Origin of the sequence: Streptomyces sp. NPDC056373 (assembly GCF_042262425.1) — a bacterium.
GTDB lineage: Bacteria > Actinomycetota > Actinomycetes > Streptomycetales > Streptomycetaceae > Streptomyces.
This window is the reverse complement of the sequence record NZ_JBHJPX010000025.1, coordinates 72,183-87,287: the sequence shown is the minus strand read 5'-3', so window position 1 is coordinate 87,287 and position 15,105 is coordinate 72,183. Positions and strand designations below refer to the sequence as shown.

Annotated in this window: 13 protein-coding genes and 1 riboswitch; of the genes, 9 read left to right on the top strand and 4 right to left on the bottom strand. The window is 71.3% G+C overall.

Features of this window, described 5'->3' with window-relative positions:
• Positions 1-310: 310 nt before the first annotated feature.
• The 3 genes from ACFCXS_RS37010 (at position 311) to ACFCXS_RS37000 (ending at position 3,576) form a co-directional block, all read left to right on the top strand.
• On the top strand, positions 311-1,780 hold the full coding sequence (locus ACFCXS_RS37010) for an amino acid permease (protein WP_376647735.1): 1,470 nt from the start codon (positions 311-313) through the stop codon (positions 1,778-1,780).
• Between the two features lie 10 nt (positions 1,781-1,790).
• Positions 1,791-2,243 (top strand): Lrp/AsnC family transcriptional regulator, encoded by a 453-nt coding sequence (locus tag ACFCXS_RS37005; protein WP_352101059.1) that lies wholly within the window; start codon positions 1,791-1,793, stop codon positions 2,241-2,243.
• 136 nt (positions 2,244-2,379) lie between these two features.
• Complete coding sequence (locus ACFCXS_RS37000) at positions 2,380-3,576, top strand: MFS transporter (RefSeq protein ID WP_376647734.1); 1,197 nt, start codon at positions 2,380-2,382, stop codon at positions 3,574-3,576.
• On the opposite strand, the gene ACFCXS_RS36995 is transcribed toward ACFCXS_RS37000, so the two are convergent.
• Positions 3,545-4,111, bottom strand: a complete 567-nt coding sequence (locus ACFCXS_RS36995; protein ID WP_376647733.1) for a Repetin — start codon at positions 4,109-4,111, stop codon at positions 3,545-3,547. The genes ACFCXS_RS37000 and ACFCXS_RS36995 overlap by 32 nt on opposite strands.
• Positions 4,112-4,420: 309 nt before the next feature.
• Here ACFCXS_RS36995 and ACFCXS_RS36990 point away from each other — a divergent pair, with 309 nt between their 5' ends.
• Positions 4,421-5,209 (top strand): carbon-nitrogen hydrolase family protein, encoded by a 789-nt coding sequence (locus ACFCXS_RS36990; RefSeq protein WP_376647732.1) that lies wholly within the window; start codon positions 4,421-4,423, stop codon positions 5,207-5,209.
• Between the two features lie 46 nt (positions 5,210-5,255).
• On the top strand, positions 5,256-6,953 hold the full coding sequence (locus ACFCXS_RS36985) for a flavin monoamine oxidase family protein (protein WP_376647731.1): 1,698 nt from the start codon (positions 5,256-5,258) through the stop codon (positions 6,951-6,953).
• 57 nt (positions 6,954-7,010) lie between these two features.
• On the opposite strand, the gene ACFCXS_RS36980 is transcribed toward ACFCXS_RS36985, so the two are convergent.
• From ACFCXS_RS36980 to ACFCXS_RS36970, 3 genes are all read right to left on the bottom strand, one after another.
• Positions 7,011-7,724, bottom strand: a complete 714-nt coding sequence (locus tag ACFCXS_RS36980) for a DUF5995 family protein (RefSeq protein WP_376647730.1) — start codon at positions 7,722-7,724, stop codon at positions 7,011-7,013.
• A gap of 129 nt (positions 7,725-7,853) precedes the next feature.
• Positions 7,854-9,248: a uracil-xanthine permease family protein gene (locus ACFCXS_RS36975; protein ID WP_376647729.1), complete on the bottom strand. Its 1,395-nt coding sequence runs from the start codon at positions 9,246-9,248 to the stop codon at positions 7,854-7,856.
• Positions 9,249-9,352: 104 nt separating this feature from the next.
• Positions 9,353-10,558 carry an MFS transporter gene (locus ACFCXS_RS36970; protein ID WP_376647728.1) on the bottom strand — a complete coding sequence of 402 codons (1,206 nt, stop codon included), beginning with the start codon at positions 10,556-10,558 and terminating at the stop codon, positions 9,353-9,355.
• 134 nt (positions 10,559-10,692) lie between these two features.
• Between ACFCXS_RS36970 and ACFCXS_RS36965 the strand changes: the two genes are divergently transcribed.
• The 4 genes from ACFCXS_RS36965 to ACFCXS_RS36950 all read left to right on the top strand — a co-directional run bounded on the left by ACFCXS_RS36965 (position 10,693) and on the right by ACFCXS_RS36950 (position 15,040).
• Positions 10,693-12,024: an ROK family transcriptional regulator gene (locus ACFCXS_RS36965; protein WP_376647727.1), complete on the top strand. Its 1,332-nt coding sequence runs from the start codon at positions 10,693-10,695 to the stop codon at positions 12,022-12,024.
• A 208-nt stretch (positions 12,025-12,232) separates the two neighbouring features.
• Positions 12,233-12,363, top strand: a riboswitch (FMN riboswitch).
• A gap of 144 nt (positions 12,364-12,507) precedes the next feature.
• A complete protein-coding gene (locus ACFCXS_RS36960) occupies positions 12,508-13,116 on the top strand; it encodes a riboflavin synthase (protein ID WP_142165081.1) in 609 nt (202 codons plus the stop codon).
• Positions 13,113-13,754, top strand: coding sequence for a nicotinamide riboside transporter PnuC (locus ACFCXS_RS36955; RefSeq protein WP_376647726.1), 642 nt, complete (start codon positions 13,113-13,115; stop codon positions 13,752-13,754). Before ACFCXS_RS36960 ends, ACFCXS_RS36955 begins: the two co-directional genes overlap by 4 nt.
• Complete coding sequence (locus ACFCXS_RS36950; protein WP_376647725.1) at positions 13,751-15,040, top strand: bifunctional 3,4-dihydroxy-2-butanone-4-phosphate synthase/GTP cyclohydrolase II; 1,290 nt, start codon at positions 13,751-13,753, stop codon at positions 15,038-15,040. Before ACFCXS_RS36955 ends, ACFCXS_RS36950 begins: the two co-directional genes overlap by 4 nt.
• Positions 15,041-15,105: the final 65 nt, after the last annotated feature.

Genomic DNA, 15,105 nt, shown 5'->3' with positions numbered 1-15,105 from the left:
GTCTTCCGGCGGCAACACGAGCACCGCCGCCCTCCGACGGCAACCCGAGCACCGCCGCCCCTCACGGCAGAGCTGGTCCGAGGAAGCCCGTGCAATGGACGCACGGTGCCGTGCAACGAAGCTCCGGCCCGACGCCGTCAACGCAACGATCTTGCAGGTACGCGCAAGGTTGCTGCATTTCACCAGCAACGCCATTGCTCGTAGGCTGTCGCCTCGTACGTGGCGTGGCGGGACTCCGCTCGGTGGGTCCCTGTCTCCTGGGTGCCCGCGGTCCCCGCCGCCCTGACCGGCAGCGATAAGGAGCCAGCGCGTGCTCGACCAAGGCGCACCCCCGCAGAACCCAGGCCCTACGGCGGCCTCCGCACCCCCCGGCCTCGGCGCGCGCCTCATGCGCCGCAAGCCGGTGGAACGCCTGGTCGCGGAGGGTGGTCAGGGTGAGGGTGGGTCACTGCGCCGCACCCTCGGGCTGTGGCAGCTGACCATGATCAGCATCGGTGCCACGCTCGGCACCGGCATCTTCGTCGTCCTCGGCGAGGCCGTCCCCAAGGCGGGCCCGGCCGTCACCCTCTCCTTCGTGATCGCCGGTCTCACGGCCCTGTTCTCGGCCCTGTCCTACGCGGAGCTGGCCGGCACCATCCCGGTCTCCGGTTCCTCGTACTCGTATGCGTACGCAACGATGGGCGAGCTGATCGCCTGGATATGCGGCTGGTGCCTGGTCCTGGAGTACGGCGTGTCGGTGGCCGCCGTCGCCGTCGGCTGGGGCGAGTACCTCAACGAACTGCTCGACGGCACCATCGGCGTCACCATCCCGGCGGCCCTGTCGGCCCCGCCCGGCGACGGCGGCGTGTTCAACCTGCCGGCGCTGATCGTCGTCCTGCTCGCGATGGCGTTCCTGCTGGGCGGCGCCCGCGAGTCCGCCCGCGCCAACACCGTCATGGTCATCGTGAAGATCGCCGCGCTGGTGATGTTCTGCGCCATCGGCGTCCAGGGCTTCCGCTCCGGCAACTACGAGAACTTCATGCCGCTCGGCATGGCGGGCGTCAGCGCCGCCGGTGCCACGCTGTTCTTCTCCTACATCGGCTTCGACGCCGCCTCCACCGCCGGTGAGGAGGCCAAGAACGCCCAGCGCGACCTGCCCCGCGCGATCATGCTGTCGCTGGTCATCGTCACCGCGCTGTACGTCCTGGTCGCCGCCGTCGCCGTGGGTGCCAAGCCCTGGAAGGGCTTCACCGACTCCGAGGCCGCCCTCGCCCAGATCATGCGCGAAGTCACCGGGCAGACCTTCTGGGGCACCCTGCTGGCGTTCTGCGCCGTCATCGCCATCGCCAGCGTGGTGCTGACCGTGCTGTACGGCCAGACCCGCATCCTGTTCGCCATGTCCCGCGACGGTCTGGTGCCCAAGGTGTTCGCCCGGGTCCACCCGAAGACCGGCGCCCCCCGGGCCAACACCCTGATCGTGTCGCTGTTCTGCGGTGTCCTGGCCGCCGCGATCCCGCTCGGGCAGCTCGCCGACGCCACCAGCATCGGCACCCTGTTCGCCTTCGCCCTCGTCAACGTGGCCGTCGTGGTGCTGCGCCGCACCAAGCCGGACATGCCCCGCACCTTCCGGGTGCCGCTCTCGCCGGTCCTGCCCGCGCTGGGCTTCGCCTTCTGCGTATGGATGATGGGCAGCCTGTCGACCGTGACCTGGGTGGTCTTCGGTGTCTGGATGGCCGCCGGGCTCGTGTTCTACTTCGGGTACGGCTACCGCCGTTCCCGACTCGCACCATCCGAAAAGTGAACGACCCACTGTGCTGAACGATCTCGACGAACGCATCGTGCACGCCCTCGCCGAGGACGCCCGCCGCTCCTACGCCGACATCGGCTCCCTCGTCGGCCTGTCCGCGCCCGCCGTGAAGCGGCGCGTGGACCGGCTGCGGGCCACCGGAGCCATCACCGGCTTCACCGTACGCGTGGACCCGGGCGCCCTCGGCTGGGAGACCGAGGGGTTCGTCGAGATCTACTGCCGCGGGAACACCTCCCCGGAGACCATCCAGCGGGGCCTGGAGCGCTACCAGGAGGTCGTGGCCGCGTCCACCGTCACGGGGGACGCGGACGCGGTCGCCCAGGTCTTCGCCTCCGACATGCGGCACTTCGAACGGGTCCTGGAACGGATCGCCGGGGAGCCGTTCGTCGAGCGGACCAAGTCCGTGCTCGTGCTCTCGCCGCTGCTGCGGCGTTTCTCGTCGGGATCTCCCACGTAACTCTGTGGCCCGCCCCCTGTGACACCTCTAGCCTGGGTGCCATGACCTGGCGACATTGATCCACCAGCCGTGCCTCCCGAGGACCGCCTCGGACGCCGTACCTCCGGCGTCCGATCCGTCCTTCCGGGAAGGCCCCATGACACTCTCACCCGCACGCGTGTCCGCGACCGGTGTCCGCCGACTGACGCGCACGCTGTACGGCTACGCGTTCCTCGACGACTTCGTCCTGCTCTACCCGGTGTACGCGCTGCTCTTCGCCGACACCGGCATGTCGCTCTGGCAGATCTCCTCCCTGTTCGCCCTGTGGTCGATCACCTCGGTGGTGCTGGAAGTGCCCTCCGGCGCCTGGGCCGACGCCATGTCGCGCCGCAGGCTGCTGTGGATCGGCCCGCTGCTCACCGCCGCCGGCTTCGCGCTGTGGGTGGCCGTCCCGTCGTACGGGGCCTTCGCGGCCGGCTTCGTCCTGTGGGGCGCGGGCGGAGCCCTCGGCTCCGGCGCGCTGGAAGCGCTGGTCTACGACGAGCTGGACCGGCTCGGCGCCGCCGACCGGTACGCGCGGGTCATGGGCCGGGCCCGGGCCGCGCGGCTGCTGGGCACCGTGGCCTCCATCGGTCTCGCGGGGCCCGTCCTCGCCCGGGGCGGCTACGCGGCCGTCGGTGCCGCGAGCGTTCTGGCCTGTGTGCTGGCCGCCGTCACCGCCACCCGGTTCCCGGAGCACCGGGTACGGCCCGAAAGGGCCGACGGCAGCTGGACGGCGACCGTGCGGGCCGGGTTCGCCGAGGTCCGCGGCGACCGCGCGGTACGCGACGCCGTGCTGCTGATCCCGGCCGTGGCCGCCGTGTGGGGCGCACTCGACGAGTACACCCCTCTGCTGATCCGGGAGATCGGCTTCGCCGAGGCCACCGTGCCCTACCTCGTCATGCTGATCTGGGCGGGCGTCACCCTCGGCAGCCTCCTGGCAGGACCGGCCGAGCGCCTCGGCACGACCGGACTCGCGGTGCTGCTCGCGGGCGCCGCCCTCGCCCTCGCGGCGGGAGCACTGGCCCGTTCGCTGACCGGAGTCGTCCTTTTGGGCCTCGCTTTCGCCGGGTTCCAGCTGGCCGAGGTACTCGCCGACGTCCGTCTCCAGCACCGCATCGACGAGTCCCGCCGGGCCACGCTCACCTCGGTAGCGAGCCTGGGCACCGAACTGGCGACGGTCGCCACGTTCGGCGTGTACGCACTCCTCGGCACGGACCTGGCGCACAGCACCGTCTTCGCGGTGCTGGCGGTTCCCTACCTGGTGACGGCGCTGGCGCTGGCTAGAGCTGGGGCTGCCACGGCACGACCCTGAAGTCGCCCGTCCCCTTCGCGACCTTCTCGAAGGGGGCGGAACTCACGCACTTGGGCAGGCCCTTCATGTCGACGGGGCTGCCCGTCGAGGCCCAGCTGTAGCCCAGCCGGTCATGGCGGCCGAGGTCGTGGACGGTGACGCCGACCCGCCTGCCCTCGGCGCCCGGCAGGTCCGATCTGCTGATGACGCCGGAGACCACGGCGACCTTGCCCCCGGTGAGCAGACAGTTGACCTTCACCTCGGCCCGGGCGCCCTCGCCGTTCAGATAGTGGCTGAACTCGAAGGTGCCGGTGGCCTTCGACGGGTCGGCCTTGTCCTTCGCGGCCAGGTGCGCGTCGAACGAGAACGTGATGTCGTCCCCGGCCGAGCGGTACAGCTTGGCGGTGCCGGTGAGGGCCGCGGCCTCCCGCTGCCGGGGCGCGTCCGAGGCGGTCGTCCGCTCCCGGGGCGAGTCCGACGCGGTGGCTGCCGAGGCCACCCCGGCCGTGAGCAGCAGCGCGGAGCCGAGCACGACGATCTTCGTACGGCGCTTCATTTCGGGTCCTTCCGCAGGTCGTGTGGACAGCCCTTACTCTTCCGGCCCGGCGCGGCGGGAACATCGCGCCCGGGGCGGGACCCCGCCTCCGCCGTACGGCGGGGGTAGCGGCGGGCGGCTGCGTCCCGAGGAGGAGCGGGAGTCCGACCCGAGACACGCAACGAATCGCCGCCCGGCCCCGCACGCACGCAACGAACCGTTCACCGGCGCGCAACGGCTCCTGCTTGTCCGCCCTGGTCAGCCGCCCGTACCGTCTACGTGGCCCCCAAAAGGTCTCCCGACCACCCCTCCGCCCGGTGAGGATCACGCATGCGCACCGCCCTGCTCCAGAGCTCCGGCCGCCCCGGCTCCACCGCCGAGAACCTCAAGGTCCTCGACGAGGCCGCGGGCCGGGCCGCCGCCGCGGGCGCCGGGCTGCTCGTCACGGCGGAGATGTTCCTGACCGGCTACGCGATCGGCGACGACATCGGCCGGCTCGCCGAACCCGCCGACGGCGACTGCGCGGACGCGATCGCCGAGATCGCCACGAACCACGGCCTGGCCATCGCATACGGCTACCCCGAGCGCGACGGCGACGCCGTGTTCAACTCCGCCCAGCTGATCTCCGCCGAGGGCATCCGGCTCGCGAACCACCGCAAGACGCACCTCTTCGGCTGCTTCGAGCGCGACCACTTCACGCCGGGCGACCAGCCGGTCGTCCAGGCCGAGATCGACGGCCTGCGGGTCGGCATCCTGATCTGCTACGACGTGGAATTCCCCGAGAACGTCCGCGCCCACGCCCTGGCCGGCACCGACGTGCTGATCGTCCCGACCGCGCAGATGCACCCGTTCCAGTTCGTCGCCGAGTCGATGATCCCCGTGCGAGCCTTCGAGAACCAGATGTACGTCGCCTACGTCAACCGCGTCGGCCGGGAAGGCGAGTTCGAGTTCGTGGGCCTGTCCACGCTCGCCGGGCCCGACGGGGTCGCCCGGACCCGGGCCGGACGCGGGGAGGAACTCGTGCTCGCCGACGTCGATCCTGCCTTCCTCGCCGTGTCGCGCGAGAACAACCCGTATCTGCGGGACCGGCGGCCCGGTCTGTACGGCTCGCTCGTCTGAAATCCCCTGAACCACCCTTCGTATCTGTGCAAGGAGTCCGTACCCCATGACGTCCACCGTGCCCAACGCCGTCGAGCACGCTGACGCGCAGCAGCCGCCGATCACCATGTTCGGCCCGGACTTCCCGTACGCCTACGCCGACTTCCTCGCCCACCCGGCGGGCCTCGGGCAGATACCCGCGACCGAGCACGGCACGGAGGTCGCGGTCATCGGCGGCGGTCTGTCCGGCATCGTCGCCGCGTACGAGCTGATGAAGATGGGCCTGAAGCCGGTCGTGTACGAGGCCGACCAGATCGGCGGCCGGCTGCGGACGGTGGGCTTCGACGGCTGCGACGAGTCCCTCACCGCCGAGATGGGCGCGATGCGCTTCCCGCCGTCCTCCACGGCCCTCCAGCACTACATCGACCTCGTCGGCCTCGAGACGCGGCCGTTCCCCAACCCCCTCTCCGAGACGACCCCGTCGACCGTCGTCGACCTCAAGGGCGAGTCGCACTACGCCGAGACGATCGAGGACCTGCCGCAGGTCTACCGTGACGTCGCCGAGGCCTGGGGCCGTTGCCTGGAGGAGGGCGCCGACTTCTCCGACATGAACCGCGCCCTGCGCGAGCGGGACGTGCCGCGCATCCGCGAGATCTGGTCCGAGCTCGTCGAGAAGCTCGACAACCAGACCTTCTACGGCTTCCTCTGCGACTCCGAGGCGTTCAAGTCCTTCCGGCACCGCGAGATCTTCGGCCAGGTCGGCTTCGGCACGGGCGGCTGGGACACCGACTTCCCGAACTCCATCCTGGAGATCCTGCGCGTCGTCTACACCGAGGCCGACGACCACCACCGCGGCATCGTCGGCGGTTCCCAGCAGCTGCCGCTGCGCCTGTGGGAGCGTGAGCCGCAGAAGATCGTCCACTGGGCCCTGGGGACCTCGCTCGCGAGCCTGCACGAGGGCGGGGAGCCCCGCCCGGCCGTGACGCGGCTGCACCGCACCGCCGGCAACCGCATCACGGTGACCGACGCGGACGGTGACATCCGCACCTTCCAGGCGGCGATCTTCACCGCCCAGTCCTGGATGCTGCTGTCGAAGATCGCCTGTGACGACTCGCTCTTCCCGATCGACCACTGGACGGCGATCGAGCGCACCCACTACATGGAGTCCTCGAAGCTGTTCGTGCCCGTCGACCGGCCCTTCTGGCTCGACAAGGACGAGGAGACCGGCCGGGACGTCATGTCGATGACGCTCACCGACCGCATGACGCGCGGCACCTACCTGCTCGACGACGGCCCGGACAAGCCCGCCGTCATCTGCCTCTCCTACACCTGGTGCGACGACAGTCTGAAGTGGCTGCCGCTGTCCGCGAACGAGCGGATGGAGGTCATGCTGAAGTCGCTCGGCGAGATCTACCCCAAGGTCGACATCCGGGGGCACATCATCGGCAACCCGGTGACCGTCTCCTGGGAGAACGAGCCCTACTTCATGGGCGCGTTCAAGGCCAACCTGCCCGGCCACTACCGCTATCAGCGGCGCCTGTTCACGCACTTCATGCAGGACCGGCTGCCCGAGGACAAGCGCGGCATCTTCCTCGCCGGCGACGACATCTCCTGGACGGCCGGCTGGGCCGAGGGCGCGATCCAGACCGCCCTCAACGCGGTCTGGGGCGTCATGCACCACCTGGGTGGCGCGACCGACCCGACCAACCCGGGCCCCGGCGACCTCTACGACGAGATCGCGCCCGTGGAGCTGCCTGAGGACTGAACCGCCTGAGGACCGAACGGCCGGGGGATCGAGCTGCCGGGGGGAGCTGCCGGAGGACTAGCTCCGCAGTGGCGGCTCGGTTAGGGGCGTGAGCAGCATGCGCCCCGCGAAGCCCACCGCCGTGTCCAGGCGCTCGATGAACTCCCCGGAGACATCGGGGAGTTCGCGAAGCACCCACAGGGCCCGGGCCGCCGTCCACGCGGCGTCCCGGGCGCGCTCCAGGCTCCAGGAGCCGAGCAGATGGGTGAGCGGGTCGGCGATCCGCAACAGATCGGGCCCCGGCATCAGATCGTCGCGGATGCGCTCCTCAAGCGAGGCGAGGAGATCACCCACCAGGTCGAACTCGTCCTCCAGATCGACGGGTGCGCAGCCGAGGTCACCGCAGGTGTCCACGACGGCCAGTGCCAGATCGTGCCCGATGTGCGCGTTGATGCCCGCCAGGGCGAACTGCAACGGCCGTACCCCGGGGTGGCGGCGGAACTGGAACAGTGGCCGCCAGCAGGCGGGCGGACGCCGCTCGTCCGCCGCCGACTCGACGGCCGCGAGGTACCGCTGCGCGAACCGTACGTCCAGCGTGATCGCGGCGTGGGCGTCCGGGAACCGGCCGGCGTCGACGTACCGGTCCACCGCCTCCGTCACGGCCAGGTAGACACGGTTGAAGACCGCCACCCCGTCCCGCGGGTGCAGGGCCGCGTCGAGGGCGCGCATGCGGGCAATGACGGCGTCGACCGGAGTGTCCACGGCTGGGGGGAGTTGTTCGCATCGCGGCATGCGGGCAGAGTCGCAGCTCCGGGCCGGCGGGAGTACCGGCGGGCCCGGCGCTTCCCTCCTGTGGGTGAAGCTGCCGGGGGAGTCGGACGGCTGCGAGGGCAGACCGGGGACGTTCACGGCCTCCCGCGCCTACGACGTGGCGTCGCCCCGCTCGGCGTCGTCGTAGGAGGAGGTGCCCTCGTCCAGCAGCGGCGCCTGGGTCTTCAAGTGGGCCGGGGCGAAGGCCCGCAGGGCGTGGTAGCCGGTGATGACGACCACCGTGCCGAGTGCGATGCCGCTCAGCGAGAACGTGTCCGAGAACTTCAGGGAGACGTTGCCGACACCGATGATGATGCCCGCCGCCGCCGGGACCAGGTTCAGCGGATTGCGCAGATCCACCTTGGCGTTGATCCAGATCTGCGCGCCCAGCAGGCCGATCATGCCGTACAGGATGACGGTGATGCCGCCGAGCACCCCGCCCGGGATCGCCGCCACGACCGCGCCGAACTTCGGGCAGATGCCGAACAGCAGCGCGAAGCCGGCGGCGGCCCAGTAAGCGGCCGTCGAGTAGACGCGGGTGGCGGCCATCACGCCGATGTTCTCGGAGTACGTGGTGTTGGGCGGACCGCCGACCGCGGTGGACAGCATGGAGCCGACGCCGTCGGCGGAGATGGCCGTGCCGAGCTTGTCGTCCAGGTCGTCGCCGGTCATCTCGCCGACCGCCTTCACATGCCCGGCGTTCTCCGCGACCAGCGCGATCACGACGGGCAGGGCGACCAGGATCGCCGACCACTCGAACGACGGGGCGTGCAGGGTGGGCAGTCCGATCCAGTCGGCCTTGTCCACGCCGGAGAGGTCCAGCCGCCAGTGATCGGTGAGCTTGCCGCTCGCGTCCACCGAGTGGATCTTGCCGAAGACCAGGTCGGCCACCCAGGAGATGCCGTACCCGAAGACCAGGCCCAGGAAGATCGCGATCCGGGACCAGAAACCGCGCAGACAGACCACCGCCAGACCGGTGAACAGCATGACCAGCAGGGCGGTCCACTGGTCCTGCGGCCAGTACGTCGAGGCCGTCACCGGTGCCAGGTTGAAGCCGATCAGCATCACCACCGCTCCGGTCACGATCGGCGGCATGGCGGCGTGGATGACCCGCGCCCCGAACCGCCGCACGGCGAGCCCCACCAGGAACAGCGCGCCCCCGACGACGAACACCGCTCCCGTGACGGTCGCGCTGCTGCCGCCCTGCGCCCGGATGACCGCCGCCACGCCGACGAAGGAGAGGGAGCAGCCCAGGTAGCTGGGCACGCTGCCGCGGGTGGCGAGCAGGAACACGACGGTCGCGACGCCCGACATCATGATCGCCAGGTTCGGGTCCAGGCCCATCAGGACCGGCGCCACGAAGGAGGCACCGAACATCGCCACGACGTGCTGGGCGCCCAGGCCGGCCGTGCGGGGCCAGGAGAGCCGCTCGTCGGGGCGGACCACCGCGCCGGGCGCCGGGGTGCGTCCGTCGCCGTGCAGTTTCCAGCGGACGCCGAGATCCATGGTGCGGTTTCGCTTCCGTCGTGCGTGCGAGTGTCCGGACCATTGTCGGGGTGCGTCGCGGGAGAGGATGACCGGGGCTGACCTGGAGGTCGTCGCGGGTCCGCTCAGGGCCGTGGGTCGGGAACCGCCGCGTCCGTCCGGCCCACCTTGGTCCGCTCGCCCGGCCGCAGCACTCCCGCGAACGCCATCAGGCCGCACGACAGTGCCGTCACCAGGCAGAACGACACCATCAGGCTCGTCGCCTGCGCCAGCATCCCGATCGCGCTCGGCGCGATCAGGCCCGAGGTGTACGTGATGGTCGCGACGCCCGCGATGGCCAGGCTCGGGTTGGAGCCGCTGCGCCCGGCGGCGGCGAAGCACAGCGGTACGACGACGGCGATGCCGAGTCCCATCAGAGCGAACCCGCTCATCGCCACCGCGGGATGGTCGGAGATCACGATCAGCAGGCCGCCCAGGACGGCGAACACCCCGCTCGCCCGCACCGTCCGCACGGCACCGAAGCGGTCCACGACCTTGTCACCGGCGAGCCGGGCGACGGCCATGGTGAGCGTGAAGCCCGTGGTGCACGCCGCCGCGAGACCGGCCGAGGTCTCCAGCTGCTCACGCAGATAGACGGCCGACCAGTCCAGGCTCGCTCCCTCGGCGAACACCGCGCAGAACCCGATCGCGCCGATGAACAGCGCCGACCGGGGCGGCAGTGCGAACCGCGGCGGCGGGTCCTCGTCCTCGGCGGGCTGCAGGTCGAGCACCCACCGGCAGGCCAGCACGCCGATGACGGTGAGGACGGCGGCGGCGAGGGCGTGGTGCAGCCGGGCGTCCGAGCCGAGGTGCGCGGCGAGCGTGCCGGCCGCCGAGCCGATCAGGGCGCCCACACTCCACATCCCGTGCAGCCCGGACATGATCGACCGTCCGAGACGGTTCTCGACCTCGACACCCAGCGCGTTCATCGCCACGTCGGTCATGCCGGCCGTCGCGCCGTACGTGAACAGGGCCAGACAGAGCGTCAGAAGGTTCGGTGAGAGGGACGGCAGCACGAGCGAAAGGGTCCACAGGGCGACCAGCCCGCGCAGCGCGTTCCGGGCGCCGAAGCGGTGGATGACGCCCCCGGCGAGCGGCATCGCCACGGAGGCTCCGAACGCGGGGAAGGCGAGCGCGATCCCCAACTGGCCCGCGCTCACGTCCGCGTGGTCCTGGATCCACGGCACGCGGGTCGCGAACGAGCCGGTCACGGCGCCGTGCACGGCGAAGACGGCGGCCACGGCGTACCGGGACCGCTTCACCTCCCGCTCTTCGTCGACCACGTTGCCCATTCTGCGGTCCCCCTCCAGGTCTCTGCCGTGTCCCGTGACAGTGCGGGCGTAAACTATCAGGAACCCTGCCTGATAATAAGAGGGCTTTCCGCAGGCCACGGTCGACGGCCCCGTCGATCTGGAAGGATCCGCGCATGCCCGCATCCCCGAGCACCGCCCGGGCCATCAACGACCGGCTCGCCCTGCGCCTGCTCCAGCAGGAAGGCCCGTTGACGGCAGGGCAGTTGAAGCAGCTGACCGGTCTGTCCCGGCCGACCGTCGCCGACCTCCTCGAACGCCTCGGCGCCGCCGGACTGATCGCGGTCGTCGGCGAGGCGGGGGAGCAGCGGCGCGGTCCCAACGCGAAGGTCTACGGCATCGCCGCCGACCGGGCGCACCTGGCCGCGCTCGACGTCCGCACCGAGAGCGTCGCCGTGGTCGTCGCGGACCTGGTGGGGCGGGTGCTGGCCGAGGCGTCGGTGCCCATCGGGGGCGACACCGGCACGGGCCCCGCCGTGGAGCAGGCGGTCACGCTGGTCGAGCACGTGGCGAAGGAGGCCGGTGCCGACCGCCTGCACACCGTGGGGATCGGCGCGCCGGGCCTGATCGACCCGTCCAGCGGCGAACTGCGTGACTCCACCGGACTGCCGGAGTGGCACCGCGAACTCGTCGCCACCCTCCAGGAGCGGCTGCCCGAGGCCCGCATCAGCGTCGAGAACGAGACCAACCTCGCGGCCCTGGCCGAGCAGCGCGACGGGGCGGCGCGGGACCGGGACACCTTCGTCCTGCTGTGGCTCGGCCATGCGCCGGGAGCGGCCGTCGTCCTCGACGGCGCCCTCCGCCGCGGCGCCTCCGGCGGCACCGGGGAGATCGGCTTCCTCCCGGTCCCGGGCACGGCCGGGCTGCCGACGTCGAAGGACTGCGAGGGCGGTTTCCACTCCCTGGCCTCCTCGGCGGCGGTCGTCGGCCTCGCGGCGGAGTTCGGGATCGAGGCGGCGGTGTCCGAGGCGGGAGTGGTGCGGGCGGCAGTGGGTGTCGTGCAGGGGGCGACGGCCCGGGTGCGGCGGGCCGCTCTCCCGGAGGGCCCCGGGCCGTCGGGGGCCGCGGCCCCCGAAGTGCCCTGGCCCGGGGATCCCGCGTCCGCCGGCCGTTTCCTGGACGCCCTCGCCGACCGGCTCGCCGTCGGGGTCGCCGCGGTCGTCGCCATCCTGGACCCCGGTTGTGTGGTCCTCGGCGGGGAGGTCGGCCAGGCCGGCGGTGCCGAGCTCGCCGGGCGGGTGCAAAGGCACATCGCCCGGATGACGCCGCTGGCCACGGAGGTGCGGGCCACCACCCTGGGCGGTGGAGCGGTGCTGCGCGGCGCGTTGCTGACGGCCCGGAACCGCGCCCAGGACGAACTGTTCGCGCCGGTGGAGCGCGTGCCCGGGGGAAGGCCCGACGGCGGGCAAGGGCCGTCGTCACCGCCGCCGGGCCGGTCACTGGGATGAGCCGACCCTGACGATGACACTAGAAAGGACTAGACCACATCGTCAATAGGTGTGTACCAACGCCGAGGGCTCCAAGACGTCGCGTCCGGGCGGGAGCCGGGGCGCCGGTCGCGCTCGGGAAGGGCTGCGACACGTTCTGTGAGGCAGCCCACACACTTCGCCCCTTTGCATGTCGATCAGGCGTGGCACACTGGCCGTGTACCAGTAGCAGCGCACTCCGGGGTCGGTGAAAGTCCGAACCGGCGGTTACAGTCCGCGACCCGGTCGCCTCCAGCGGCCGGTTGACCAGGTGAAATTCCTGGACCGACGGTTAAAGTCCGGATGGGAGGCAGTGCGCGGCGAGCGGGCATTCGTGCGCGCCGCCTGAGAAGTCCGTCCCCGTGGCGGACTCCGTCCGGCGTCGTCCCCGGTGTCCCTGCTCGTACTTCTGTCGTCATCGACAGCCCCGGAGTCCGTGCCCGAAGAGGCAGGAGGACCCGGGAAGTGTTCACCGGAATCGTCGAAGAGCTGGGCGAGATCACCGCCGTCGAGACCCTCGACGACGCCTGTCGCTTCCGCCTGCGCGGCCCAGTCGTCACCCAAGGCGCCAAGCACGGCGACTCGATCGCCGTGAACGGCGTGTGCCTCACGGTCGTCGACCACGAGGGCGACGAGTTCACGGCCGACGTCATGGCCGAGACCCTGAACCGCTCCAGCCTCGGTGCCCTGAAGGCCGGATCCCGCGTCAACCTCGAACGCCCCATGGCCGTCGGCGAACGCCTCGGCGGGCACATCGTGCAGGGCCACGTGGACGGCACCGGCGAGATCCTGGAGCGCAAGCCCTCCGAGCACTGGGAGATCGTGAAGATCTCCCTCCCCGCGGACCTCACCCGCTACGTGGTCGAGAAGGGCTCCATCACCGTCGACGGCATCAGCCTCACCGTCGTGGACGCCGGCCCGGACCACTTCACGGTCAGCCTCATCCCCACCACCCTCGACCTGACCACGCTCGGCCACAAGCAGCCCGGCGACCCGGTCAACCTCGAGGTGGACGTCATCGCCAAGTACGTCGAGCGGATGCTGGGCGACCGTGCGCAGGGAGCCGGCCGGTGAACACGCTGAACTCCGAGGCGTTCGTCCTCTTCGGCCAGCACATCCTCTGGTCCGACATGGTCGGCAACCTCTTCGGCCTGGCCGCCCTCGCCCTCGGCTGGCGGCGCTCCATCTGGACCTGGCCCGTGCAGTTCCTGGCCGGCCTCATCCTCTTCGGCGCCTTCTACGGCCACCTCACCGGCAGCGCGGGCAAGCAGGCGGTCGTCATGGTCGTCGCCCTGTACGGCTGGTGGCAGTGGCAGCGCGGCAAGGGCCGGGGAGATGACGGCCACATCGCCGTACGGTTCGCCACCTGGCGCGAGCGCGCCGCCATGGTCGCGGCGGCGGCCGCCGGCACGGTAGCGGTGGCGCTGCTGTTCACGGCGTACCCGACCCTGTCCTGGGACCCCTGGCCCGACGCCTACATCTTCGTCGGCACCGTCGTCGCGATGTACGCCCAGGCCCGCGGCATGGTCGAGTTCTGGTTCGCCTGGCTCCTCGTCGACGTCGTCGGCGTCCCCCTGAACTTCGCCAACGGCTACGCCTTCTCCGGCTTCGTCTACGTCATCTACGGCGCGCTCGTCCTGTGGGGCATGCGCGACTGGTGGCTGCGCTCGCGTCAGGCCGCGCGGCCCACCCTGGAAGGAGCGCCGGCATGAGCGCCGCAACCACCCTGTACAGCACCGACGACGTCGAGAGCTTCACGCTCGACCCCGTGGAGCAGGCCATCGCCGACATCGCGGCCGGCCGCCCCGTCGTGGTCGTCGACGACGAGGACCGGGAGAACGAGGGCGACCTCGTCATCGCCGCCGAGAAGGCCACCCCCGAGATCGTCGCCTTCATGATGAGCGAGTGCCGCGGCCTGATCTGCGCCCCCATGGAGGGCGACGAGCTGGACCGGCTGAAGCTGCCGCAGATGGTCGAGGACAACACCGAATCGATGAAGACCGCGTTCACGGTCTCCGTCGACGCCTCCGCCGCGCACGGCGTGAGCACCGGCATCTCCGCCTCCGACCGCGCCACCACCCTGCGGCTGCTGGCCGACGGCGTCTCGGGGCCCGGCGACTTCGTCCGCCCCGGCCACATCTTCCCGCTGCGCGCCCGGCCCGGCGGCGTCCTCACCCGCAACGGCCACACCGAGGCCGCCGTCGACCTCGCCCGCCTCGCCGGCCTGCGCCCGGCCGGCGCGATCGTCGAGATCGCCGGCGAGGACGGCACCATGCTGCGCCTGCCCGAGCTGATCCCCTTCGCCCGCAAGCACGGCCTGACGATCATCTCCATCGAGGACCTGATCGCCTACCGCCGCGGCAGCGAGCCCACCGTCCGCCGCGAGGCCACCACCCGGCTGCCCACCGCCCACGGCACCTTCACGGCCCACGGCTACCGCTCCACCGTCGACGGCGTCGAGCACGTCGCGCTGGTGCACGGCGAGATCGGCGACGGCCAGGACGTCCTCGTGCGCGTCCACTCCGAATGCCTCACCGGTGACGTCTTCGGCTCGGCCCGCTGCGACTGCGGCCCCCAGCTCGACGCCTCCCTCGCCCGGATCCAGGAGGAGGGCCGGGGCGTCGTGGTCTACCTGCGCGGACACGAGGGCCGTGGCATCGGCCTGATGTCCAAGCTGCGCGCCTACGAACTCCAGGAGCGCGGCCGCGACACCCTCGACGCCAACCTCGAACTCGGCCTGCCGGCCGACGCCCGCGACTACGCGGCCGGCGCCCAGATCCTCGCCGACCTCGGCGTGCGCGGCGTCCGGCTGCTGACCAACAACCCCGACAAGACCGACGCGCTGGTCCGCCACGGCATCGCGGTCCAGGCACGTGTGCCGATGCCCGTGAACGCCGGTGAGCACAACCTCCGCTACCTGCGCACCAAGCGGGACCGGATGGGCCACGACCTGCCCTGGCTGGACACGACCACCGTGCCGGCCTGCGGCAACCAGTAAGGCAGCACAGCAAGTCAGCAGCACAGCAAGTCAGCAAGACGGCACAGCGAGAAAGCTCTGAGGAG